General features: G+C 71.1%; 28 protein-coding genes, 1 tRNA gene and 1 riboswitch. Of the genes, 11 read left to right on the forward strand and 18 right to left on the reverse strand.

Annotated features, from left to right (window positions below; all coding sequences use genetic code 11):
- Positions 1-16 precede the first annotated feature (16 nt).
- A complete protein-coding gene (locus ACF1AJ_RS05200) occupies positions 17-319 on the reverse strand; it encodes a thioredoxin family protein (RefSeq protein WP_391506397.1) in 303 nt (100 codons plus the stop codon).
- A gap of 96 nt (positions 320-415) precedes the next feature.
- On the opposite strand from ACF1AJ_RS05200, the gene ACF1AJ_RS05205 reads away from it, so the two are divergent.
- The 4 genes from ACF1AJ_RS05205 to ACF1AJ_RS05220 all read left to right on the forward strand — a co-directional run bounded on the left by ACF1AJ_RS05205 (position 416) and on the right by ACF1AJ_RS05220 (position 3,794).
- Positions 416-1,279 (forward strand): SGNH/GDSL hydrolase family protein, encoded by an 864-nt coding sequence (locus tag ACF1AJ_RS05205; RefSeq protein WP_391506398.1) that lies wholly within the window; start codon positions 416-418, stop codon positions 1,277-1,279.
- 9 nt (positions 1,280-1,288) lie between these two features.
- Positions 1,289-1,912: an oligoribonuclease gene (gene orn / locus ACF1AJ_RS05210; RefSeq protein ID WP_029042786.1), complete on the forward strand. Its 624-nt coding sequence runs from the start codon at positions 1,289-1,291 to the stop codon at positions 1,910-1,912.
- Positions 1,913-1,960: 48 nt separating this feature from the next.
- A tRNA-His gene (locus tag ACF1AJ_RS05215) sits at positions 1,961-2,036 on the forward strand.
- A gap of 180 nt (positions 2,037-2,216) precedes the next feature.
- A complete protein-coding gene (locus ACF1AJ_RS05220) occupies positions 2,217-3,794 on the forward strand; it encodes an alkaline phosphatase family protein (protein WP_391506399.1) in 1,578 nt (525 codons plus the stop codon).
- A 61-nt stretch (positions 3,795-3,855) separates the two neighbouring features.
- Here ACF1AJ_RS05220 and ACF1AJ_RS05225 read toward each other — a convergent pair whose 3' ends face one another.
- Entirely contained in the window at positions 3,856-4,410 is a 555-nt protein-coding gene (locus ACF1AJ_RS05225) for an ArsR/SmtB family transcription factor (RefSeq protein WP_391506400.1), read from the reverse strand.
- A 74-nt stretch (positions 4,411-4,484) separates the two neighbouring features.
- Here ACF1AJ_RS05225 and ACF1AJ_RS05230 point away from each other — a divergent pair, with 74 nt between their 5' ends.
- The 4 genes from ACF1AJ_RS05230 (at position 4,485) to ACF1AJ_RS05245 (ending at position 8,353) form a co-directional block, all read left to right on the forward strand.
- Positions 4,485-5,753 carry an MFS transporter gene (locus tag ACF1AJ_RS05230; RefSeq protein WP_391506401.1) on the forward strand — a complete coding sequence of 423 codons (1,269 nt, stop codon included), beginning with the start codon at positions 4,485-4,487 and terminating at the stop codon, positions 5,751-5,753.
- Between the two features lie 353 nt (positions 5,754-6,106).
- Entirely contained in the window at positions 6,107-6,886 is a 780-nt protein-coding gene (locus ACF1AJ_RS05235) for a hypothetical protein (RefSeq protein ID WP_391506402.1), read from the forward strand.
- 47 nt (positions 6,887-6,933) lie between these two features.
- Entirely contained in the window at positions 6,934-7,992 is a 1,059-nt protein-coding gene (locus ACF1AJ_RS05240) for a hypothetical protein (protein WP_391506403.1), read from the forward strand.
- 7 nt (positions 7,993-7,999) lie between these two features.
- The gene (locus ACF1AJ_RS05245) at positions 8,000-8,353 is read left to right on the forward strand and encodes a metallopeptidase family protein (protein ID WP_391506404.1); all 354 of its coding nucleotides are present in this window, start codon (positions 8,000-8,002) and stop codon (positions 8,351-8,353) included.
- A gap of 39 nt (positions 8,354-8,392) precedes the next feature.
- Here ACF1AJ_RS05245 and ACF1AJ_RS05250 read toward each other — a convergent pair whose 3' ends face one another.
- The 8 genes from ACF1AJ_RS05250 to ACF1AJ_RS05285 form a co-directional block, all read right to left on the reverse strand.
- Positions 8,393-8,671 (reverse strand): hypothetical protein, encoded by a 279-nt coding sequence (locus tag ACF1AJ_RS05250; protein WP_391506405.1) that lies wholly within the window; start codon positions 8,669-8,671, stop codon positions 8,393-8,395.
- Positions 8,668-9,300 (reverse strand): ATP-binding protein, encoded by a 633-nt coding sequence (locus ACF1AJ_RS05255; protein WP_391506406.1) that lies wholly within the window; start codon positions 9,298-9,300, stop codon positions 8,668-8,670. The genes ACF1AJ_RS05250 and ACF1AJ_RS05255 overlap by 4 nt, the downstream gene beginning before the upstream one ends.
- Positions 9,284-10,063 carry an energy-coupling factor transporter transmembrane component T family protein gene (locus ACF1AJ_RS05260; protein ID WP_391506407.1) on the reverse strand — a complete coding sequence of 260 codons (780 nt, stop codon included), beginning with the start codon at positions 10,061-10,063 and terminating at the stop codon, positions 9,284-9,286. Before ACF1AJ_RS05260 ends, ACF1AJ_RS05255 begins: the two co-directional genes overlap by 17 nt.
- Entirely contained in the window at positions 10,060-11,562 is a 1,503-nt protein-coding gene (locus ACF1AJ_RS05265) for an ABC transporter ATP-binding protein (protein ID WP_391506408.1), read from the reverse strand. Before ACF1AJ_RS05265 ends, ACF1AJ_RS05260 begins: the two co-directional genes overlap by 4 nt.
- Before the next feature lie 5 nt (positions 11,563-11,567).
- Complete coding sequence (locus ACF1AJ_RS05270) at positions 11,568-12,197, reverse strand: ECF transporter S component (RefSeq protein WP_391506409.1); 630 nt, start codon at positions 12,195-12,197, stop codon at positions 11,568-11,570.
- Between the two features lie 33 nt (positions 12,198-12,230).
- Positions 12,231-12,341, reverse strand: a riboswitch (TPP riboswitch).
- A gap of 46 nt (positions 12,342-12,387) precedes the next feature.
- Entirely contained in the window at positions 12,388-12,720 is a 333-nt protein-coding gene (locus ACF1AJ_RS05275; RefSeq protein ID WP_391506410.1) for a spore germination protein GerW family protein, read from the reverse strand.
- Between the two features lie 43 nt (positions 12,721-12,763).
- Positions 12,764-14,038 carry a DNA polymerase IV gene (locus ACF1AJ_RS05280; RefSeq protein WP_391506411.1) on the reverse strand — a complete coding sequence of 425 codons (1,275 nt, stop codon included), beginning with the start codon at positions 14,036-14,038 and terminating at the stop codon, positions 12,764-12,766.
- Positions 14,005-14,169 (reverse strand): hypothetical protein, encoded by a 165-nt coding sequence (locus ACF1AJ_RS05285; RefSeq protein ID WP_391506412.1) that lies wholly within the window; start codon positions 14,167-14,169, stop codon positions 14,005-14,007. The genes ACF1AJ_RS05280 and ACF1AJ_RS05285 overlap by 34 nt, the downstream gene beginning before the upstream one ends.
- Here ACF1AJ_RS05285 and ACF1AJ_RS05290 point away from each other — a divergent pair.
- Positions 14,168-15,172, forward strand: coding sequence for an aldo/keto reductase family protein (locus ACF1AJ_RS05290; RefSeq protein ID WP_391506413.1), 1,005 nt, complete (start codon positions 14,168-14,170; stop codon positions 15,170-15,172). The two genes, ACF1AJ_RS05285 and ACF1AJ_RS05290, sit on opposite strands and share 2 nt — an antisense overlap.
- Before the next feature lie 15 nt (positions 15,173-15,187).
- Here the strand turns inward: ACF1AJ_RS05290 and ACF1AJ_RS05295 are convergent, their stop codons facing one another.
- The 4 genes from ACF1AJ_RS05295 to ACF1AJ_RS05310 all read right to left on the reverse strand — a co-directional run bounded on the left by ACF1AJ_RS05295 (position 15,188) and on the right by ACF1AJ_RS05310 (position 17,560).
- Positions 15,188-15,916: a hypothetical protein gene (locus ACF1AJ_RS05295; protein WP_391506414.1), complete on the reverse strand. Its 729-nt coding sequence runs from the start codon at positions 15,914-15,916 to the stop codon at positions 15,188-15,190.
- A gap of 78 nt (positions 15,917-15,994) precedes the next feature.
- Positions 15,995-16,270 (reverse strand): hypothetical protein, encoded by a 276-nt coding sequence (locus ACF1AJ_RS05300; protein WP_391506415.1) that lies wholly within the window; start codon positions 16,268-16,270, stop codon positions 15,995-15,997.
- Positions 16,271-16,393: 123 nt separating this feature from the next.
- A complete protein-coding gene (locus ACF1AJ_RS05305; RefSeq protein WP_391506416.1) occupies positions 16,394-17,167 on the reverse strand; it encodes a YidC/Oxa1 family membrane protein insertase in 774 nt (257 codons plus the stop codon).
- A gap of 90 nt (positions 17,168-17,257) precedes the next feature.
- On the reverse strand, positions 17,258-17,560 hold the full coding sequence (locus tag ACF1AJ_RS05310; protein ID WP_391506417.1) for a DUF6412 domain-containing protein: 303 nt from the start codon (positions 17,558-17,560) through the stop codon (positions 17,258-17,260).
- A gap of 98 nt (positions 17,561-17,658) precedes the next feature.
- Between ACF1AJ_RS05310 and ACF1AJ_RS05315 the strand changes: the two genes are divergently transcribed.
- Together ACF1AJ_RS05315 and ACF1AJ_RS05320 are read left to right on the forward strand one after the other, a co-directional pair.
- Positions 17,659-18,321, forward strand: coding sequence for an SDR family oxidoreductase (locus ACF1AJ_RS05315; RefSeq protein ID WP_391506418.1), 663 nt, complete (start codon positions 17,659-17,661; stop codon positions 18,319-18,321).
- Positions 18,322-18,331: 10 nt separating this feature from the next.
- The gene (locus ACF1AJ_RS05320) at positions 18,332-20,077 is read left to right on the forward strand and encodes a long-chain-fatty-acid--CoA ligase (RefSeq protein ID WP_391506419.1); all 1,746 of its coding nucleotides are present in this window, start codon (positions 18,332-18,334) and stop codon (positions 20,075-20,077) included.
- Between the two features lie 15 nt (positions 20,078-20,092).
- Here ACF1AJ_RS05320 and ACF1AJ_RS05325 read toward each other — a convergent pair whose 3' ends face one another.
- The 4 genes from ACF1AJ_RS05325 to ACF1AJ_RS05340 form a co-directional block, all read right to left on the reverse strand.
- On the reverse strand, positions 20,093-20,635 hold the full coding sequence (locus ACF1AJ_RS05325; RefSeq protein WP_391506420.1) for a PaaI family thioesterase: 543 nt from the start codon (positions 20,633-20,635) through the stop codon (positions 20,093-20,095).
- A 74-nt stretch (positions 20,636-20,709) separates the two neighbouring features.
- Positions 20,710-21,630 (reverse strand): oxygenase MpaB family protein, encoded by a 921-nt coding sequence (locus ACF1AJ_RS05330; protein WP_391506421.1) that lies wholly within the window; start codon positions 21,628-21,630, stop codon positions 20,710-20,712.
- A 10-nt stretch (positions 21,631-21,640) separates the two neighbouring features.
- Entirely contained in the window at positions 21,641-22,195 is a 555-nt protein-coding gene (locus ACF1AJ_RS05335) for a YbaK/EbsC family protein (RefSeq protein ID WP_391506422.1), read from the reverse strand.
- Between the two features lie 4 nt (positions 22,196-22,199).
- On the reverse strand, positions 22,200-22,772 hold the full coding sequence (locus ACF1AJ_RS05340) for a GNAT family N-acetyltransferase (protein WP_391506423.1): 573 nt from the start codon (positions 22,770-22,772) through the stop codon (positions 22,200-22,202).
- Positions 22,773-22,780 lie beyond the last annotated feature (8 nt).

A 22,780-nucleotide genomic window follows, 5' to 3' on the forward strand; every position in this document is an offset into this window, starting at 1 on the left:
GCACCAGGAGCAGCCGTCAGAGGGCGCGGCCTGCGGCCGCGAGCACCTGGGCGAGGGTGGGCACGCCCTCCGCGCGGAACACCTCATCGCCGCCAGGCGACGCGACGATCACCGTCGGGGTCGAGCGAATGCCGTCGCGCTCCGCGCGTTCCAGGTTCGCTGCGACATCCAGTTCGGTCACCGCAATCCGCGGCGCGACCCTGACCGCCTCTGCCAGCACCGCGCGAGTCTGCATGCACGGCTCACAGAAGGCGGAGGTGTACAGCGTCAGCTGCGCCGCTCCGGTGTCCGCCGGGTCAACGGCCGGTGTCGTATCCACCACCTCAGTGTACGGCCGGGAAAATCAGCGCGACGATCGTCTCCCGCTCGCCGCGGTCGCGAGACGACTGCCCCCTGCACGACCCACAATCGTCCCGTGAGCCGAACGACCTTCACGCGCTACGTCGCCCTCGGTGACTCGCTCACCGAGGGCCTCTGCGACCGCGCCCCCGGGCAGGCGGACGCATACCTCGGCTGGGCCGACCGCCTGGCCGGCATCCTCAACGGCGACGCCCGGCTCGCCGGCGCTTCCCTGGAGTTCGCCAACCTGGCCGTGCGCGGCCGCCGCATCGCCGACGTGGTGGATGGGCAGATCCCGCACGCCGTCGACCTCCGGCCCGACCTCGTCTCCGTCATGATCGGCGGGAACGACCTGATGAGCCCTGCGGCGGACCCGGACGCGCTCGCCACCCGCCTCGAGGCCGGCATCCGCGACCTCCGTGCCGCGGGCGCGACGGTCCTGCTCGCCAACATCTTCGACCCGCAGTTCGCATTCTTCCTCAAGCCGTTCCGAGGGCGGGCGGCCGTCTTCAACGCCAACATCTGGAGCATCGCACGGGATCAGCGCGCGATCGTGCTCGACGTGTGGGGCGTCCGCGAGTTCCGCGACCCGGCGATGTGGGCGTCCGACCGGGTGCACCTGAGCACGCGCGGGCACCGGCTGCTCGCCGCGCAGGCGGCCCACGCGCTGGGCGTGCCGTACGCCGAGGTCAGCGGGCCGGAGACGACGGTCGCGGCGGAGGCGACGGCGCCGGTGCCGCCCGACTCGGTGCCGTTCCGGACCTGGCTGCGGGTGTACGCCATCCCGTGGATCGCCCGGCGGGTGCGGCATGTGTCGACCGGCGACGGGATGGGACCGAAGCTCCCGGTGCCGCAGCGAGTCGAGTTCGGGGCGCTGTCCGGGCCTGTCGGTCTGTCCGGCCCTGTCGGTCTGTCCGGCCCTGTCGGGGGCCAGCATTAGACTCCTGTTATGGCTACTTCCTCGGATCGACTGGTCTGGATCGACTGCGAGATGACCGGCCTCGACCTGGAGGTCGATGAGCTCGTCGAGATCGCGGTGGTCATCACCGACTTCGAACTGAACGTGCTCGACCCCGGTCTCAGCATCGTCATCAAGCCCGACGACTCCGCGCTCGAGAACATGGGCGACTTCGTCCGGCAGATGCACACCACCTCGGGCCTGATCGAGGAGATCCCGAACGGCAAGAGCCTCGCCGAGGCCGAGTACGAGGTGCTCGAGTACGTGCTGAAGTTCGCGCCGACCGCTCGGACGGCCCCGCTAGCCGGCAACACGATCGGCACCGACCGCATGTTCATCGCCAAGTACATGCCGCGGCTCGACAACCACCTGCACTACCGCAACGTGGATGTGTCCTCGATCAAGGAGCTCGCTCGCCGCTGGTTCCCGCGCATCTACTTCAACGCCCCGGAGAAGAACGGCGGCCACCGGGCGCTCGCCGACATCCTCGAGTCGATCCGCGAGCTGGACTACTACCGCTCGGCCGCGTTCGTCGCCCCGCCCGGGCCCACCACGGAGGACACCCAGGCCCTGGCCGCGGGCGTGGTGGAAAAATGGGCTCCCCGCATGTACTAGAATCGATGAGTTGCTTCGGTCGGTCCGCGTGATCGGCGAGGCGCCGTGGTGGGTATAGCTCAGTTGGTAGAGCGCCTGGTTGTGGTCCAGGAGGTCGCGGGTTCAAGCCCCGTTACTCACCCCAAGGTAGGCCAGCTGTGAGCGTCCCTTCGATGACGCTGACAGCTGGCCTTCTTCGTCGCTCTGACCTCTGGTCCGGAACCGTGTCACTAACTGTCTCTCGCTCGGCGCGACTGCTCATTACGCTCGTGCGCATCAGCTCGGGTCGGTGACCGCCACCCACGGAGACGACGGAGGGGCGCACATGACACGCCAAGGCCCGGAGAACGCACTCGACCACGTGGTCGTGGTCATGTTCGAGAACCGCTCGTTCGACAACCTGCTCGGCCGACTCTATGAACCCGGCGAAGTGCCCGCCTTCGAAGGGGTGCTGGGGAAGGACCTGATGAATCCGGTACCGGAATGGCTGCCGGATGCCGGACACGGACCGGTCCCCTACGGCGTGGCCACAGACATGAATACGCCGGCGCCCGATCCCGGCGAGGAGTTCCACCACGTCAACACGCAGCTGTTCGGCATCCTCGATGAGGCCAACGTCGGACACTCTGAGCCGCGCGGATCTTTCAACCTCCCCGCCAGCGGGCGCATGCCGACGATGAGTGGATTCGTGTCCGACTACGCAAGCATGCTGCTGTTCGAGAACGGCCGCATGCCATCGGTCGATGAGTACGCACAGATCATGACCGGATACACCCCCGAGCAGATGCCGGTGATGTCGACGATCGCCCGAGGATTCGCGACATTCGACCATTGGTTCTGCGAGGTTCCCTCGTGCACGTTCCCGAACCGGTCGTTCTTCCACGCGGGCACCTCCTCCGGCCATGTGATCAACTTCCCGCCTGTCGACGCCTTCCCGGTCCACAATCCCGCCGAGACGCTCTTCGACCGGCTGGACGCCGCAGGGCTGACGTGGAGGGTGTACTGCGATCCGCCCTGCCACGCCTCCCTGACGGGGATCATCCATGCGGCCCGCCTGCGGCCGAAGTTCGCGACCCACTTCCTGTCAACGGCGCAGTTCTTCGAAGATGCCGAGAAGGGGAACCTGCCGACGTACTCGTTCATCGAGCCGCAGATCATCGGCACGGCGCACAATGACATGCACCCGCCGTTCGGCGACCTGTTCGAAGCCGTCGCCCGAGCCCAAGGCGTCGAACCCGACCACATCCTCGCCGACCCGCCGTCCTCGATCATCGCCGGGGAGGACCTTCTCGCGCGGATCTACCATGCGATCCGCTCGTCCACGGCGAACGGCTCCAATCACCTCAACACCACCCTGGTGGTCACCTTCGATGAGCACGGCGGCACCTACGACCACGTGCCCCCGCCGCCCGCCGTGCCCCCGACCGCCGCGTCCGCAGCCGGGCAGATGGGCTTCGCCTTCGACCGCTCGGGGGTGAGGATCCCCGCACTGGCGATCTCCGCGTGGGTGCCGGAACGCACAGTGGTGTCAGAGGAATTCCGGGCCACGTCGGTCATCGCCACGATGCGCGAGCGGTGGAATCTCGGCTCGCCGCTGACCGCTCGCGACGCGAGCGCACGCAGTTTCGGAGACATCTTCACGTCGCCCCGCCCTCGCCCGCAGGATGACTGGCCCGATGTCGCGGCCCGGCCCGGCCCGGCCCGCCCTGCGTCGTTCGTTCCGCTGGATGCGCCCATGGGTGGGCTGGGGAAGGCGCTCCTGGGAGGGGTGTACGCGCTCGGCCGGGGAATGGGCCTGGAGGTGCCGTCGCTCGACCCGACGCAGCCGCTCACCGGGAAGGAGGGCACGGAAGCAGCTCAGCACCTGCTCGCCGAGCTCTTCCCGCAGCTGCAGGGAAGGTAGCGGAAAGGGCGCTCACCGCCGCGAGCAGGCACGGATTGGTGGAGGCAGGCCCCGTTGCGTCTCAGTCACCGCTCGTCACCCTGTGCAGCAGGAACAGCCCGCCGTGCGCGGGCAGGTGCCGCCGCTCGGCGTCGGTCTCCACGTACTCGTCGATGACGGCGACGATGCGGCGGTCGAGTTCGGCGACGTCCTCCGGCGAGAGGTGTAGGGAGAAACGCGCGTACGTGGCGATCGACGCCGGACCGGCCTCGGCGAGCTCCTGCTGGAACGCATCCACCGGCGCGAAGCCGTCGCTCAGGTCGAGATCCTCCAGAGGGACGGACAGCCACCAGGTCCGCCCGGTGGAGCGGTACGGCTTCTCGAGGGCGCCCGTCTCCCCCGTCCGCACCTCCGCCGGCTCCAGGAACCCCGCGTCGACCAGCTGGCGCACGTGGTAGTACACCGTGCCCGGGTCAACGCCCAAGCGGTCGGCCAGTTGCTTGTTGGTGAGCTCGCGGTCGCCGCAGAGCCGCACGATGCGGACACGCAGGGGATGCGACAGAGCCTTGAGCTCCTGCGGCGTCGCGGGCCGACGCTTGGCGTCGGGCCCTGCGTCAGTGCTGCGTTCGTCGGTCACGCTCCGACTCTAGCGCGGATTGGGGTTTCATCTATCGATTGAGTTTTCTCAATCCTTATGCAACGCTTGCCGGTATGACCGCGAACGGACTCGGCGCACGGTACTGGAAGCTGTGGACGTCGGCAGGCCTCTCCAACCTCGCCGACGGCGTGATGAAGGTCGCGCTGCCGCTCGTCGCCATCCGCTACACCGACTCCCCGGCGCTCATCGCAGGTCTCTCCTTCGCGTTCACCCTCCCCTGGCTGCTGTTCGCCCTGACGGCCGGAGCGCTCGCGGACCGGCTGGACCGCCGCCGCCTCATGCTCGTCGCGAACGCGGCCCGCGCCCTCTTCCTCGCCTTCCTGACGGTCGTCACCCTGACCGGCATCGGGTCGATCTGGATGCTTTATGCCGCGGCGATCTGCATCGGTGTCGCCGAGACCGTCTACGACACGTCGTCGCAGTCGATCCTTCCGCAGCTCGTCCCGCGCGACCGCCTCTCCCGGGCGAACGGGCGCCTCTACGCGGTGGAACTGACCGCGAACGAGTTCGTCGGCCCTCCGCTCGGCGGCTTCCTGGTGGCGACCGGTGTCGCCCTCGCGTTCGGCGCGCCGGTGCTGCTCTGGCTGGCCGCGATCGGGATGCTGCTGCTCGTCCGCGGGCGGTACCGGGCCGATCGCCTCGAGCGCACGACCATCCGCGCCGACATCGCCGAGGGCCTCCGCTTCCTCCGCGGCAGCACGCTGCTGCGCACGCTCGCGATCATGGTGGGCGTCTTCAACTTCGCCGCCTCAGCCGTCTACACCGTCTTCGTGCTGTTCGCCGTCGGCCCGCAGTCGGCCATGAAACTGACCGACCCGGGATACGGCCTGCTGCTGACGGCGTCGGCCGTCGGGAGCGTGCTCGGCACCTTCCTCGCGGAGCCCGCGGAACGGCTGGTCGGGCGAGCGCGCGGACTCGCGTTGACCATCGTCGGCTCCCTCTTCACGGTCGCAACGCCCTTCTTCACCACGAATCCCTTCATCATCGCGGCGGGGATGCTGATCGGCGGCGTCACCGTCTCGATCTGGAACGTGATCACCGTCTCGCTACGCCAGCGCGTCACCCCCACCCGCCTCCTCGGGCGGGTCAACAGTGCATACCGACTGCTCGCGTGGGGCACAATGCCGCTGGGCGCGCTCGCCGGCGGCCTCATCGGTCAGCTGTTCGGCGTGCGCTGGGTCTTCCTCGTGATGGGGATGCTGGTCGTGCTGCAGCTCATCCCGATGCTCTGGGTGACCGACCGGCGCATGGACGCGGCGGAGGCGGAGGTGGAGGCCGAGGAGCACTCGGAGGCCACCACCGACTCGCCGACAGGTCGTTGACGCGTACACGACTTTGCCAGGCTCTATGCCCGAACCGTCCAGAAACAGCGCCTAGGGTCGATGGTCGACGGCAGTGAAAGCCGTCCGTGCCGCGCAGGCGCGTATCCAGGCCCCAAACCCTCAAGGCCCCCAACCTGAGACGTCCCCCGGCGTCGCCCTGGACACGCAGCCCTTCCCACGCCCGGCACACCCGCGCCGCATGCCGCGCCTTCCGGACCACGGGTCCACCAGGCGCTTCCGCGCGTGCCGCGCGGCAGTCAGCCCGCAGGACCACCCGAAATCACACGGTCCGGTCGCATGGACGCCCACGGCGTCGCCACGCGTCAGGCGGGGAAGCCCGATCCAGGAAAAGCATGCTGAGTTCTCTCCGTACCACCGTCAAGAACAGTCCCATCCCCTTCGGCCGCATCGTCTCCGGTGCCGCCGCCGTGCTGGTCAGCGCCAGCCTCCTCGCCCCCGCGATGGCCCAGCAGCAGGAGAGCGAGCGGAAGACGCAAGAGCTCTCCGAGGCCACGGGGATGCGTCACGAACAGCTCTCCGTGTACGACTCGATCGTGCGCGACCGCCTCGAGCGCCAGGCGAAGACCACGCTGACCGGCGCAGAGGCCACCGTCAACGCGAACCAGGCCAAGGCCGACGCGTCGGCAGCGAAGACCGCGATCGCCGGTCTGAGCGGCTACACCAAGCTCGACGAGGACACCCTCCGCGACAGCATCGTGGCGACCCAGGCCGCGTCCGACGCCCTGGCCGCCGCCGGCGCCGAGGCCGACCGCCGCGCAGCCGAGGCCGCCGCTGCCGCTGCCGCGGCCCTCGCCAACGCGAACACTCCGGCGGGCGCCAAGGCGACCGCCGCGAGCCTCGCCGCCAGCCAGTACGGCTGGGGCGCCGACCAGTTCCAGTGCCTTTCGCAGCTGTGGCAGCGCGAGTCGCAGTGGAACTACCAGGCCTCCAACCCCGGCAGCGGTGCGACCGGCATCCCGCAGGCCCTCCCGGGCAGCAAGATGGCGTCCTTCGGCACCGACTGGGCGACCAACGCCACCACCCAGATCAAGTGGGGACTCGACTACATCGCCCGCGGGTACGGGACGCCGTGCGCCGCGTGGGGCCACTCCGAGGCCGTCAACTGGTACTGACCTGAGAGCCGGGGAGGCGGGCGGCGGCCGCCGGTAGACTCGCGCGAGTGAGCACCGAGCACGCCCCCACCTCCCCCGCTATCCGCGGAGCCCATCTCGTCGGCAGCGTCAACCTGCCCGATGCCGAAACGGTCTTCCGCACCGTGAACGCCCATCTCGGCGACCGGATGCGCCGCATCCCGGACGGCGAGGTGGGCGAGCGCTTCTACTGGGTGCAGTTCCAGACCGGCCGCCTCGACACGATGAGCGGCCTCTCGCGCATCCCCGGAGACGCGCCGCTGCTGCGCGGCGTGTTCGATCCCCGTCCGTTCCGTCTCGACGACGGCGTGTCGGCCGGCGACCTCGTCTTCCCCGACCTCGGCTACGCGGACGCGGCTCTCGACTCGTACGCCGTGTTCCGCAGCCTCCGCGAGGACGGCGTCATCCCGCAGGGCGTGCGCTTCCAGGTGTCTCTGCCGACACCCGCCGGCGTGGTCGGGCCGTTCATCGTGCCGGAGGACCGCGCCGCCGTCGAACCCGCCTACGAGCGGGCACTCTTCGGCGAGTTGCAGCGCATCCTCGACGGCATCCCGCACGAGGATCTCGCGATCCAGTGGGACACCGCCGTCGAGTTCGCGCTGCTCGAAGGGCGGATGCCGTCGTGGTTCGGCGAGGACGTGCTCGCCGGCGTCGTCGAGCGCGCCGTCCGGCAGGCTGCCGCGGTTCCCGTCGACGTGCAACTCGGCTACCACCTCTGCTACGGCGATGTCGAGGAGCAGCACTTCGTGCAGCCCACCGACGCCGGGCGCCTCGCCGCGGTGCTCCGCGGCATCCTCGACGCCGCTCCGCGCCCCGTCACCTGGGTGCACCTCCCGGTGCCGATCGAGCGGGACGACGAGGCGTACTTCGCCCCGCTCGCCGATGTCGTGGTTCCTGCCGAGACCGAGCTGTACCTCGGGCTGCTGCATCACGAGGACGGCGTGCAAGGTGCCCGCCGCCGGGCGCAGGCGGCCGCGACCGCGCAGCCGCGCTTCGGTGTCGCGACGGAGTGCGGATTCGGCCGCGGCCCGAGCGAGCGCACGGCCGGGCTGCTCGACCTGCACGCCGCGGTCGCCGAGGCGTGGTGAGCCGCGCGTGACGCTCGACCTCGACCAGGACGCCTTCGAGGCGATCGTCACGGACGAACTCGACCAGCTGCCCGACGAGATGGTCGACGGGCTGGACAACGTCGTATTCGTCGTCGAGGACCGCCCGGAGGACGGCTCCCTCGACCTGCTCGGCCTGTACGAGGGTGTGGCCCTCACCGAGCGCGACACGTACGGGTTCGGCGAGATGCCGGACCGCATCGTGCTCTACCGCGAACCGCTCCTCGCGATCAGCGCCGACGAGGACGAACTGCGCGACGAAATCCACATCACGCTCGTGCACGAGATCGCGCACTACTACGGCATCGACGACGAGCGCCTGCACGAACTGGGTTGGGCTTAGCCAGGACGGCCGGCGTAGCCCACGGGAATCAGCGGCAGGTCAGGCGCCGTTCCCGAAGATCGACTCGTCTTCCTTGTCGGCCTCCACCGGGTCGGAGTCCGGAGCATCGAAGCGGTACGACACCAGCTTCTGACCCTCGACGTCGCGCTCTTCGCCCGCGACGTACCAGAACGTCGACTCCAGGCCCTCGACGGCGGCGATCACGCCGATGCGCTCATCCACCTTGCCGTCCACCAGGAAGCGGCGGTCGGTCTGCCCGGCGAGCGGGCCGTCGGCGTACTCGACGATGTATTCGGGGTCCTGTCGTGCGTCGGTCATGACTCCACCGTAGTACCCGATCGCGCATCGGTGATCCCACCCGGCAGGTCGAGTCCCGTCACGTCCAGGACGAGATCCGCCGAGACGCGTGGATGCTCGCGGGCGACGAACCGTTCGAACTGCGCCTGCCAGCGGTCCCACTCCGCTGCGAACGTCTCACCGTCACGCGCGAGTGCACGCTCTTTGCGCAGGGCGTCGTCCGCTTCCAGCCAGACGGTCAGGTCAGCACGGGCGGCGTTCCGGCGCGAGAGCGTTCCGCATCCCTCGACCACGAGCGGCTCGCCGCCGGCCACCAGCTCGACCCCGGCCGGATGATGGCCCGCCCAGTCCCAGCGCTGCCAGCTGCCCGCGTCGATCGCACGGAGCGGCTCGAGCAGATCGCGGCCGAGAGCCTCGCTGCCCGCATCGAGACCGTCCCATCCCGGGTACAGGTCGTCCATGCGCACGAGCCGCGGGCGCCCCTCCGCCGGCCAGCGCGCGATGAGGAGGTCGGCGAGCGTGCTCTTGCCGGCGCCGCTCGGTCCATCGATCAGGACGATCGGGGTCCGCGCGGCGCTCGTCGCGCGGGCGACTGCCCGTGCGACGGCTGAGCGGAGCAGGCCAATCGGGTCGTCAGCTGAGCGGTGCATTCCAGCTCCCCGCTGCGACGGCCGCCGCGATCGCGAGCCCGGCGACCAGCGCCGCGACGACCAGGGCGGCCCAATCGCGCCCGCGGAAGACGGAGGGGCGCGCCCACGTGCGCGTTCCGGGCGCGCCGAAGCCGCGCGCCTCCATCGCCGTCGCCAGTTTCGTCCCGCGGCGCAGCGACAGCACGAACAGGGCGAACGACTGCCCGAGGAAGCGCCGGAATGCGCCCGACTCCGCGACGCCGCGTGCGCGGCGCGCCAGGGTGAGGGCGCGCCAGTCCTCCGCGAACAGTCCGACCAGACGCAGGGCAGCGAGCCCGCCGATTACGAAACGCGCGGGCAGGCGCACCAGCTGCGCCAATCCATCCGCCAGGTCGGTCGGGTCGATCGTGACGAACAGCAGCACGGCGGGCAGGCCGATGGCGAGCACGCGCAGGGCGGTCGCCACGCCCAGGGCGATCGAGCCGTCGCTGATCTCGACCGCCCACCACTGCACGTAGACGGTGCCGGACGTCTGCCCGTAGAGCACGGTCGTGAGTCCGGCGAGCGGGGCCGCGATCCACACCGGGGCGGTCCGCACGATGACGGAGCGGAGCGGGATGCGCGCGAGCGTCAGCAGGACGAGCTCCAGCCCCAGGGCGACGCCGGCCGAGACCGGGTCGATCGACAGGAGCAGGGCGACCGTGACGATGAGCGCCGCGCCCAGCTTCGCGACAGGATTGAGCGTCGCGAGCGGCCCTGTGCGCAGCGGCTGCAGCAGGGTCATGCCCGCACCGCCGCGACGTCGAGACGGAGCGCGGCGGCACCGACGGCCTCGATGAACTCGGCGTCGTGCGTCGCCGCGACGATGGCGTGACCGTCCCGGCGCAGCTCGGCGATCATCCGCACGAGGCCGTCCCAGGTGCGCGCGTCCTGACCGAAGGTGGGCTCGTCCAGCACCAGGAGGCGTGGCCGGGTCGCAAGCGCGGTGCCGACCGACAGCCGCCGCTTCTGACCGCCGGACAGCGTGAACGGGTTCGCGCCGGCCAGGTCGGTCAGCGCGAGGCCGTCGAGCAGCTCGTCCACCCGGCTCTCGACGTCGTCGGCCGCCAGCCGCAGGGCTCGGGGTCCTGCAGCCAGCTCCTCTCGCACGGTGGAGGCGATGAACTGGTGCTCGGGGTTCTGGAAGACGCTGCCGATCCGGGTCAGCAACTCGCGGGAGCGCCAGGCCGCCGGGTCGGTGGATGCTCCGGCCGCCAGCGCCGGCTCTGCGACGAGCGCACCGCCGAGCGGTGGCAGCAGCCCGCCCAGGGTCAGCGCGAGGGTCGATTTGCCCGCACCGTTCGCGCCGGTCAGCGCCAGCGCCGTGCCCTCGCGGACGTCTACGTCGACCGGACGGCCGACCGGGACACCGACCGGCGGACGGCCGCGCTTCCGGCCCCGCGTCACCGCAGGTCCCCGGCCGAACACCAGCGACCGAGCCGTCAGCAGCGGGGCGCCCTCGGCGACGGACGGCGAGCGTGGCACCGGCGTGCCAGGCAGCCACACGCCGGCGCGCCGCAGCTCGCCCGCCGTATCGGCGAGGACCTTGCCGGGTTCGCCGTCGGCCAGCACACCGCCGTCGGCTCCGAGCACCACGACGCGCGTCACCAGGTCGCGCCACACCGCCACGCGGTGCTCGACGACGACCAGGGTGGCGCCGGTGGCGTCGACGGCCGAGCGAACCGCATCCCGAACCTCCAGCACCCCGTCGGGGTCGAGGTTCGCGGTCGGCTCGTCGAGCAGCAGCAGACCCGGCTGCATGGCGAGCAACCCTGCTAGGGCCAACCGTTGCTTCTGCCCGCCGGAGAGCTGGCTCGTCGACCGGTCGAGCGGCACGTCGAGACCGACGTCGCTCAGTGCCCGCCGAACGCGGCCCCACAGCTCGTCGCGCGGCACTCCGAGGTTCTCGCACGCGAACGCCACATCGTCGCCGACGCGAGCGAGGATGACCTGGGCGTCCGGATCCTGCAGCAGCAGTCCCGCCGTCCCCCGCGCCGACGCAGGCGGTCGGCCGCCGACGGTCAGCGACCCTTCGGCCTCGCCGTCGTCATCCCCGCCGAGCACACCGGCCAGGCCCGCGAGCAGCGTGCTCTTGCCCGCGCCGGACGCGCCGAGCAGCAGCACGCGCTCCCCCGGCTCGATGCACAGATCGACGCCGCGCGCCGCCCAGGCGTCCCGTCCGGCGTAACGCCAGCCCCAGCCGTCGACCCGGACGGCAGCAGGACCGGCCAGTCCCGACTCCACGGCCGTCAGGCCCGCGACGCCGTCCGCGTCTCGCGGCCCGCGGCGAAGCGGCTGAGCGCCCCCGTCTTCGCGAGGGCGCGGACCAGCAGCCACGAGCCGAGGCCCGCGACCACGATGCCCGAGATCGTCGTGGTGATCGCGTACGTGATCGCGAACTCGGGCTTCGACCCGGGGTACCAGTACAGGAGGTCGAGGATCGACTCGGCGATCCCGGCACCGGCGCCGGCCAGGAGGGCGGGCACCAGGCGCCAGTTCGCGTAGAGGAACAGCGCGAAGACGATCTCGGCGCCGAGTCCCTGAACGACGCCGGAGAGCAGGGTCGCGAATCCCCACTGCGTGCCGATCAGCGCCGAGACGGTCGCGGCGACGACCTCGCCGAACAGGGCGGCACCAGGCTTGCGCACGATCAGGGCGACGAGCACCCCGGCGAACAGCCACGGGCCGTTCAGGATGCCCTGGAACCCTGGGAGGAGGGCTCCCACGGGCTCTGAGATCGGGTTCTGGACGATGCCCCAGACCCAGAAGACGACGCCGGACGCGACGGCGACGACGCTGGCGACGACGATGTCGACGACGCGCCAGCGGAAGACGCGCGAACGCGCGCCGGTGGACGTGGAGAGAAGAGTTGCATGCACTGGACGTGCCCTTTCATTCAGCGAAACAGGGCACGGGATGTGAGATGGCCTCCCTGCGCTGGCATGACCCAGATCAGGTTCGACGGTCGAGACTTGGAGAAGTCTCCTCTCAGCCCGGCTCACCGGACTCCCGTGTTCGCCCCCAATACTAGTCCGCTGAGGGCGGCGCGGTGTTACGTCTGGGGCGCCGCTACTTCTTGAGCGCGCGGATCACCCGCGACCAGGCGTGCCCAACCACCCAGACGAAGGGGATGCCGACGGCCAGGAGCGTGATGAGGTTCGGGCGGAACCGGACCCCGGTCTCGTCAGAGACGTACGCACCGAAGGGCACGGCCCATCCTCCGCCGCCACCGCCGCCGGGGGCGTCCTCGCCGCCCTCGCCCACGACTCCCGCGCCGAACCCGAACTGGACGGCCGCCACCGGCACGATGGTGGTCCCGTCGACGACGACGGGCTCGCCGTAGACCGACTTGATGCCGGAGGCGCTGAGGGTCTCCGCGAGCTTGAGCGAGATGTTCGTCATGCAGCCAACCGTAACGCCCGGCACCCGACGCGGCCAGACCCGTTCAGTCGCTCACGTACTTCGGATTGCGACCGTCGCGCTCCTCCTGGTCGGCGTCGCGCGCGCGACGCACCAGTGAGGCCGGTCCGATCATCCCCCGGCCGAACCGCGCGCTCACCGCGTCGAGGGTGCGCTCGGTCTCGCGCCACTCCTCGTCCGGATCCCAGAGGGCGACCGCGTCGCCGCCCGCGTCGAGCAGCTGCTCCGCGCGGACGCCGATGAGCCGCAGCGGCGTCTCCCGGATGTCGAGGTTCAGGGCGCCGAACACATCCCACGCCTCCTCGAACAGGCGGCGTCCGACGTTGGTCGGCTCCGCCAGCGTGCGCGACCGCGTGATGGTGCGAAAGTCGGAGAATCGCACCTTGATCGACACGGTGCGAGCGATCATGGCGTGCTTGCGGAGCCGCTCACCGACCCGGCCCGATAAGCGCAGGAACTCGCGGCGGAGGACGTCGAGGTCGCCGACATCGGTACCGAAGGTGTTCTCGTGGCCGATGCTCTTCTCACGCGACTCGGTGACGATGCGGCGGTCGTCCCGGCCGTTGGCGAGTTCGTGGAGCTTGCGTCCGCTCGCATCGCCGACGGCCTTCTGGAGCACGTGCAGCGGGGCGTCCGCGAGGTCGGCGACCGTGAGCAGCCCCATCCTCTCCAGCGACGCCTGCGTGCTCGCCCCGACACCCCACAGCGCGCCCACCGGGAGCGGGCGGAGGAACGCGAGCGTCTCCGAGCGCGGGATGACCAGCAGGCCGTCCGGCTTGGCGCGGCCGGAGGCGAGTTTCGCCATGAACTTCGTCGCAGCGACCCCGACCGAGCAGGTCAGCCCGGTCTCCTCCTGCACCCGCGACCGGATCAGCTCGGCGATGCGGCGCGGCGACCCGAGCAAGCGGCGGGCGCCCGACACGTCGAGGAACGCCTCGTCGATGCTGAGCGGCTCCACCAGCGGCGTGACCTCACGGAAGATGTCCATCACCTTCGCCGAGTACTCGGTGTACCGGTCGTAGTGGGGCGGGAGGATGATCGCGTTCGGACACAGCCGGAGCGCCTGCGACATGGGCATGGCGCTGCGCACGCCGTACCGCCGCGCCTCATACGTCGCGCTCGTCACGACCCCACGGCCGCCCGCGTGCCCGACGATCGCGGGCTTGCCGCGGGCGTCCGGGCGCTCCAGCAGCTCGACGGACGCGAAGAACGCATCCATATCGACATGCAGGATGGCGGACTCGGAGTCGTCGACGTCGGCCGCGCTCACCTGCCGCTGGCTGCCATCCGCTCGTCCCACGACTCCAGCTTCTCACCCGCCGCCGACACGCGGGACCCTCCTCCGCCGAAGTGCACGTCGCGGCGGCTAAAACCGGCGAATAGCGACCACGACGTGCACTTCGCGAACTCGGCGACGTACGTTGGGGGCATGGAATTCAGGTACCTCGGCAACAGCGGACTCAAGATCTCCGAGATCATCTACGGCAACTGGCTCACCCACGGCTCCCAGGTCGAGAACGACACGGCGACGGAGTGCGTGCACGCCGCGCTCGACGCGGGCATCACCACGTTCGACACGGCGGACGCCTACGCCAACACCGTCGCGGAGCAGGTGCTGGGCGACGCTCTCAGGAACCAGCGCCGCGCCTCCCTCGAGATCTTCACCAAGGTGTACTGGCCGACCGGCCCGAAGGGTCACAACGACGTCGGCCTCTCGCGCAAGCACATCCTCGAGTCGATCGACGGGTCTCTGCAGCGCCTCGGCACCGACTACGTCGACCTGTACCAGGCGCACCGGTACGACCACGAGACGCCGCTCGAAGAGACCATGCAGGCCTTCGCCGACGTCGTCCGCGCCGGCAAGGCCCTCTACATCGGCGTCAGCGAGTGGACGGCCGACCAGCTGCGGGCCGGACACGCGCTGGCGAAGGAGCTGAACATCCAGCTCATCTCGAACCAGCCGCAGTACTCGATGCTGTGGCGCGTCATCGAGAAGCAGGTCGTGCCGACATCGGGCGAGCTCGGGATCTCGCAGATCGTCTGGTCGCCCGTCGCCCAGGGTGTTCTCACCGGAAAGTACACGCCGGGACAGCAGGCGCCGGTGGGCAGCCGCGCGGCCGACGAGAAGGGCGGCGCGGACGCCATCCGCGGATTCATGCGCGACGAGGTGCTGACCGCGGTGCAGGGGCTCCAGCCCATCGCGGACGAGCTGGGGATCACCATGGCGCAGCTCGCCGTGGCGTGGGTGCTTCAGAACCAGAACGTGTCCGGCGCGATCGTCGGCGCGTCGCGCCCGGAGCAGGTGCGGTCGAACGCCGCGGCTGCGGGGGTGCGGCTCTCGGGCGACATCATGGCGCGCATCGACGAGGCCGTCGGCGACGTCGCAGAGACGGATCCGGCGCTCACCGCATCCCCCGCCAAGCGCCCCGCCTGATCCGCCGCTCGGGCGTCAGACGAGGGCGGCCACCAGCGGGCGCAGCCAGTCGCGGAAGGCGACGGAGTCGTTGCGCAGCGACGCACTGACCACCACGGTGTGCGGACCGACGATCCAGGTGCCCTTCTCGGCGAGCGGCAGCACGTCGATGTCGAGCCGGAAGTACCCGGCCTGACGCCGGAGCTCGTGCTCCCTCTCGCGCACGACGTCCACGATGTCGGCGGCGCGGCGGGCGTGGTGCTTCGCGCTCTCCTCCAGGTACTCGGCGTGCCGCGCGGTCGCCCACCCGGCGGCCGCGTCGTAGTGGGCGATCACGGCATCCTGCAGTTCGATCACCCGGTCGAACGCCTCGAAGTGCGGGGGCCGTAACAGCGGCGCCGTCAGGCGGCGGTGCCGGTCCGCCGCCACCTCGAACCACGCCTCCCACTGGCGCGCCAGGGCCTCGGTGCCGTCCTCCCGCGCAGCATCCGGGTCAGTGGTGGGGGCGGCCGGCCTGCCCGCCGGACGAGCGGGATGGATGAGCGGAGCCGGCCGGGTGGTCGGCAGCGGCCCCGACGCACCGCGCCCGTCCACCGCCTCCGTCCGCCCGGAATGCAGCACAGGGACCACCGCAGGCTCGAGTCGCGGAAGCGCGGGCTCGACCCGGCCGTGCAGGCCGGCGAGCTCACGCACGGCGAGGGCGACGAGCAGGTCCCACGGGCAGTCCTCCGTGACCTGCCATCGAAGGGTGCCCTCGACGAACATGCCGACATTGTAGGTTCGCGGCGCGCCGGGAGGTAGTGGGTTGCCGAACCGGTTCAGCGGCGACGCGGATGCGGAGCATCAGCGGTCGTACGGCTCCTCGGCCACCAGCAGCGACGCCGGGATGATCGCGGTCTCGTACGGTCCGCGTCCGTCGCGGCGGTGCTGCGGCTCGAAGAACGACACCGTCCACGTCGTCAGCCCGTCCTGGGGTCCGTAGACGTTGCGCAGCCCGCGATCGCCCGGCGCGATGATCACGCCCGTCGGCTCGCCGATCCAGTCGTCCGAGGACGCGGGATCATGCTCGCGCACGTAGACCTGGACGCCGACGCCCAGCCCGGGCCCACGTCCCGTCACATCGGGACCCCCGCCCGTCGCCGATCGATCACCGGATGCGCGTCTCCACATGCCGTCCATCGTGCCACCCCGGGGCTGTGCGACCGCTCAGTACCGGCTCTGCGCTGTCCGTCAGGGCCTTCCTCAGTGCGACGTGGTCGGCCGCGTCGATCCCCCGGCACGGCGCGCCGGATCGAGGAGCCGGCGCAGCGTCCACCGCTCGGCGACCGTCCACGTCGTCGACGTGAGGATGTAGACGGCGGCCGCGAGCGGGACGAACGCGGCGAACACCACCGTCACGTAGGGCAGGAACGACAGCGCGCGCAGCATCCCGACCGGCGCTGTCGAGCCTTCCGGCTGCGGCAGCGTCAGCACCCGCCGCGAGATCGTCGTCACGATGGCGATCAACGCGAGGACGCCGAAATAGACGAGGATCGCCGGCCAGACCCCGGCCCCGGCGCCGGTGAGCCCGACGAAGCTGGTGCCGAGCGGTGCGCCGAAGGCGTGCTCCCCGAGCAGCGCGTTGGCGTGCCCGGCGATGGTGGGATGCGTGAAAACGGCGTACAGCAGCGTCACGACGGGGATCTGCGCGAGCAGCGGCAGCATTCCGGAGAACGGCGACACCTGCTCCTCGCGGTACAGCTCCATCGTCTTCTGGGCGAGGGTCTCGCGGTCGCCCTTGTGGCGGCGCTGCAGCTCGGCGAGGCGCGGAGCGATCCGCCGCCGGCTGTACTCGGCGCGCACCTGGCTGACGCCGACGGGGATGAGGACGACGCGGACGAGGAGCGTCAGCATGACGACGGCGACGAGGCCGGCAGCGGTTCCGGCAATCGGCTCGACGGCGGCGGAGAGGGCGGTGACGAGGCCGTACGCCCCGTCGAGAAGGGCCGCGATGGGCGGCCAGGAGAAGAAGTCCATGATGGTGTGATCCCTGCGATTCGGACGGATGCGGACGCGTCTGGTCGCGCGGCGCCGCCGTCCGCCCGGTGGCGGGATACGGGGATGCGGCTACGCGACCGGCAGGGAGGCGCCGGGCGCTCTGGGCCGCGGCCGGCCGTCGGCGTCCGGAGCGGACTGGCTCTCGGCGAGCCATCCCGCGACGGGCAGGATCGGCCGGGACCACGCGGAGCGCACCCGCAGGGAGGCGGCCAGAGCCGCCACCGACCGCAGGGCCGCCGCGGCCACCACAGCGACGAGACCGAGAGCGCCGGCCACACCGGCCAGCGCGACGACTCCGGCGGGGCTGCCGCCGCCGAGCATCCCGAGCGCGGACGCGAAGGCGCGTCCGAGGAGCTCGAGCAGGGCGGTCATGGACTCGACCGTAACAGAGCCCGGCCGGAACGCCGAGAGCGTTCGCGCCAGGCGGACGCGTGTCGCGTCCCGCCGACGCACGGTGGAAGGATGGGGTCATGACTCGAGTCGCGATCATCGGAGCCCACGGAAAAGTCGCCCAGCAGCTCATGCGGGTGCTCTACGACCGCGGTGACGACTTCGTCGGCGTCGTCCGCAACGACGAGCACGCCGAAGATGTCTACCGCCTCGGCGGTCTCGGGGCGCTGGTCGACATCGAGCAGGCGGACGCCGACGCCCTCGCCGAGGCGATCCGCGGCTGCGACGCGGTCGTCTTCACCGCCGGGGCCGGAGCCGGCTCGGGCATCGAGCGGAAGCGCACCGTCGACTACGGCGGCTCGGTGAAGTCGCAGGAGGCGGCAGCGAAGGCGGGCATCCGCCGGTTCGTGCAGGTCTCGGCCTGGGGCGTCGACGCTCCCGTCGACGACGCCGACCCGGTGTGGAAGGCGTACGTCGACGCCAAGCGCGACGCCGACACGGCGCTCCGCGCCTCCGGGCTCGACTGGACCATCCTGCGCCCGGGCGGCCTCACCACCGACGAGGGCACCGGACGGATCACGCTCGGCGACAGCGTTCAGCGCGGCAGCATCGCCCGCGAGGACGTCGCCACCCTCATCGCCGTCGTGCTCGATGAGCCCGCGGCGATCGGCCGGCAGTGGGAGGTCATCGGCGGCGACACCCCGATCGAGGACGCCGTGCGGGCGCAGGTCGCGTCCGCGTAGGCTTGCCGCCGTGACCACCGACAGCGCGACGAGCGACGGAGCCGCGACCGCGGGCGCCGAGCACCTCCCGTACAGCACCAAGCCCTGGATCGCCGGCTATGCGCCGGGCGTCCCGGCCGACGTGGAGGTGCCCGCCGGGTCCCTCTCCCACCTCATCGACGAGTCGGTGAAGACCTACGGCAAGCACGTCGCCCTGGAGTTCTTCGGCTCGACCACCACGTACGCCGAGCTGGGCGACCAGATCGCGCGCGCCGCCGAGGGCCTGCGGAAGCTCGGCGTCTCGAAGGGCGACCGCGTCGCGCTCGTGCTTCCGAACTGTCCTCAGCACGTCGCGGCCTTCTACGCCGTCCTGCGTCTCGGCGCCGTGGTCGTCGAACACAACCCGCTGTACACGCCGCGCGAGCTCCGCCACCAGTTCGAGGATCACGGCGCGACCGTCGCCATCGTCTGGGACAAGGTCGCCGCGACCGTGCAGGACCTCCCCGCCGACCTCGGCGTGACCACGATCATCTCCGTCGACCTCACCCGCGCGATGCCCGCGTCGAAGCGGCTCGCTCTGCGGCTCCCCGTCCCGGCTGCGCGCAAGGCCCGCGAGCAGCTGACCGCAAAAGTGTCCGGAACCATCTCGTGGGATTCGCTGGTCGCCTCCCGCCGGATCGCGAAGTCCTCCCCGCGTCCCGAGCGTGACGACCTGGCCCTCATCCAGTACACCTCCGGCACCACCGGCACACCGAAGGGCGCCATGCTCAGTCACGGCAACCTGAACGTGAATGCCGCGCAGTCCCGGGCCTGGGTGCCGACCATCGAGCGCGGCACGTCGGTCGTCTACGCGGTCCTCCCCCTCTTCCACGCCTACGGGCTGACCCTCTGCCTCACCTTCGCGATGAGCATGGGAGCGCGGCTGGTGCTGTTCCCGAAGTTCGACCCCGATCTGGTGCTGGATGTGGTGAAGAAGCACCCGGCGACCTTCCTGCCCGCTGTCCCTCCGATCTACGAGCGGCTGGTGCAGGCGGCCGAGAAGCGCAAGGTGTCGCTCTCCGGCATCCAGATCGCGATCTCGGGAGCCATGAGCCTGCCGCAGGGCATCGTCGACCTCTGGGAGCACGAGACCGGCGGCTATCTCGTCGAGGGCTACGGCCTCTCCGAGTGCTCGCCGGTGCTGATGGCGAACCCGGTGGGCGCGACCCGTCGCGAGGGCACGGTCGGCCTGCCGCTGCCGGGCACGGAGCTGCGCGTGGCCGACCCGGACGACCCGTCGGTCGACCGCCCGTTCGGCGAGGCGGGCGAGCTGCTCGCCCGGGGTCCGCAGGTGTTCTCGGGCTACTGGCGGAAGCCCGACGAGACCGCCAAGGTGTTCTCCGACGACGGCTGGTTCCGCACCGGCGACATCGTGACGATGGATGAGGACGGCTTCGTCCGCATCGTCGACCGCATCAAGGAGCTCATCGTCACCGGCGGCTTCAACGTGTCGCCGACCGAGGTGGAGGACGCCCTGCGCTCCTTCCCGGGCGTCGCCGACATCGCTGTGGTCGGACTCCCCCACCGCCGCGGCGGCGAAGACGTGGTCGCCGCCGTCGTGATGGAGCCCGGCGCCTCCTTCGACGAGGAGGCCATCCGCGCATTCGGCCGCGACTGCCTGACCCCGTACAAGGTCCCGAAGCACGTCGTGCAGGTGGACGAGCTGCCGCGCTCCATCGTCGGCAAGGTCATCCGGCGCAAGGTGCGCGATCAGCTGCTCGCCGCACAGGCGAAGTAGCAGCGCGGTCGGGCGTCAGCCGCCGATCGGGAACACCAGCAGCGAACCGGTCGCCGTCGCGACCGTCTTGCCCGCGGCATCCGTGATGACTCCGTCGGCGAAGGCGACGCGGTTGCCCGGCTTCGTCACGGTCGCGGTGCAGGTCAGCGGGCCGGTCCCCGCGTGCACCGGACGCAGGTAGTTGACGGTGATCTGGATGGATGTGTAGCCCTGGCCCTGCGGCAGAGTCGTCTGAACCGCGCAGCCGAGGGCGGAATCGAGCACGGTGCACACGAATCCGCCGTGCACCGTCCCGATGGGGTTGTAGTGCGACTCGTCCGGCTCGCACACGAACGTTGCGGTGCCGGGGTCGGCTTCAACCAGCGTCATCCGCATCAGCTCGGTGATGGGAGGCGGCGGCAGCTCGCCGCGCAGCATCGAACGGAGGTACTCGAGCCCGGTCATGGAGGGCATCCGCGCGACGCCCGGAGCCGGGTCCTCCCAGTGGACGGTTCGGGTGCGGGTCTGCGTCTCGGTCTGGGTCTGGGTCTGCGTCTGGTCGGCGCCGGCGTCGCTCATGCCGTCATCCTCGCACGCGCGGCGCCCGCGGGTCAGGCGGCGCGGGTCAGGCGGCGCGGGTCAGGCGGCGCGGGTCAGGCGGCGCCGAGCCGGGCGAGCCGTCGCCGTGCCGCCAGCTCCGCCTGCGGCTGCGGGCCGAGAAGGGTGCGGGCCCCGGCGAGCACCGCGGACGTCGCGCCGTGGAGCGGAAGCATGCGCTCGGCCGCCGTGGTCGGCAGCCCGAGGAGGTCGCGGTGCCGCGGTTCGAGCGTGGACACGGCGGCACGGAACACGATGCGGTACGACGGTCGCAGCGTGCGGCGGAGCGGAGCCCGGCGGATGAACCGCACGATCTCCTCGACCTCCGGACCGCCGCGCAGCTCTCCCGCGTCGGTGATCGCGCCGATCTCGGCCCGGAGCGCCGCCGCGGAGCGCGGAGCGTCCGGCACCCCCATGAGCTCCGCCGCCGTCGCCCACTCGGCCACGTAGCCGTCCGCTCCGCCCGGGATGGGACTGCCCCAGTGCTCGTGCGCCGTCAGGAACGCGTCGGTGAAAGCGAGGTGGACCCAGCGGGCGAGGTCGGGGTCGTTGGCAGAGTACGGCCGCTCGACGCCGTGCCCGTCGACGTAGGTGCCGGTGACCCGGCGGTGGAGGGACCGCACCATCTCGGAACCCGCGATGGCCTGACCGCGGCTGCCGAAGGTGACGGTATGGATCCATTGAATGGTCCCCGCCAGCCGGCCGAGCGGGTCCTCCCGGTAGCGGGAGAAGTCGCGCACTCCGGCCAGCGCGCCCGGGTGCAGGGCTTGCAGCAGCAGGGCACGCACACCGGCGACGAGCGTCGGCATGCCGCCGTGTACGACCCAGGCGGCGCTGTTAGGACCGAAGAAGCCCTCATCCTCGCCATCCTCGAGCCGCAGGATCCACGCGGGCACCTCGTCCGATCGCCCGGCCAGGGTCTCGATCAGACGCGAGCGCACGGGTGCGAGCACCCGTTCGACGGCGGCTCCGGTCATGCGGCCACGCTCATCCCGGGATCTCGAGGCCGAGACCGTCGATGACCTGCGCGTCGGGCAGCTCGCCGAGCAGACGGCCGGGGAGGAGGATCTTGGAGCGGCGGACGCCGGACCCGATGATCACGACGCCGTCGTCGATCACGCGTGCGTCGACGAGCACCGGCCAACCGGAGGGCAGGCCGATCGGGGTGATCCCGCCATACTCCATGCCGGTCAGCTCCACGGCGCGGTCCATCGGCAGGAAGGACGCCTTGCGCACGTCCAGGAAGCGCTTGACGGTGTTGTTGACATCCGCCCGGGTGGTCGACAGGACGACGCACGCGGCGATCCGCTCCACACCCTCGCGCTTGCCCGCGACCACCACGCAGTTGGCGAGGTCGGCGGCATCCAGCCCGAACTGGTCGCGCGTCGCGGCCGTGTCGGACACGTCGGGGTCGATCTCGACGATGCCCACCTCATCCAGCCAGCCGAGCGTCTCGAGCGCCTCGAGGGTCGCCGGAGCGAGCAGGTCGGTGCGGGAGGAGGCCGGTGCGGAGGTCAGTCCGCCGAGAGTGAAGACGCCCATGCGCCTACTCTGCACGCGCCGCCTGGGAGTCCGCAAACAGCTCCGGAGCCGGGGTCGCCTGGCCCACACGCTTGTACATGATCGTCGTGCCGCCGAGCGCTCCGGACGGGCTGACGGCGAAGTCCGGGATGCTGCCGGCCGCATTCCAGCCCCACCGGCGGTACAGCGTCTCCGCCAGGCTGCCGGTCTCCGTGTCGAGCACGAGGAGGGTGAGCCCGGTCTGCTCCGCGTGCCGTTCGAGCGCCGCCATCAGTGCCGGAGCGACGCCGCGACCGCGGGCGGCGGGATGCACCATGAGCTTGACGACCTCCCCGCGGTGAGAACCGTTCGGCTTCGGGGAACGCAGCATCGTGATCGTGCCGACGGCGCGCCCGTCCGGCTCGCGGGCGACCCAGGTCGTGGCTCCCGCATCCGCGAACAGCGCGCGCCACCACGCGGTCGCCTCGTCGGGGGACGGCGGCACGATCCAGCCGACGCTCGCACCGGCCGCCACCGTCTCGGCGAGCACGGCTGAGAGTGCGGCGGCGTCGGCCTCCGCACTCTCCGCCGTCACCCGTTCGACGAGGATGCCGCCCACAGGGCTGA

It is taken from the genome of Leifsonia sp. NPDC014704, from assembly GCF_043083605.1.
Lineage (GTDB): Bacteria > Actinomycetota > Actinomycetes > Actinomycetales > Microbacteriaceae > Leifsonia.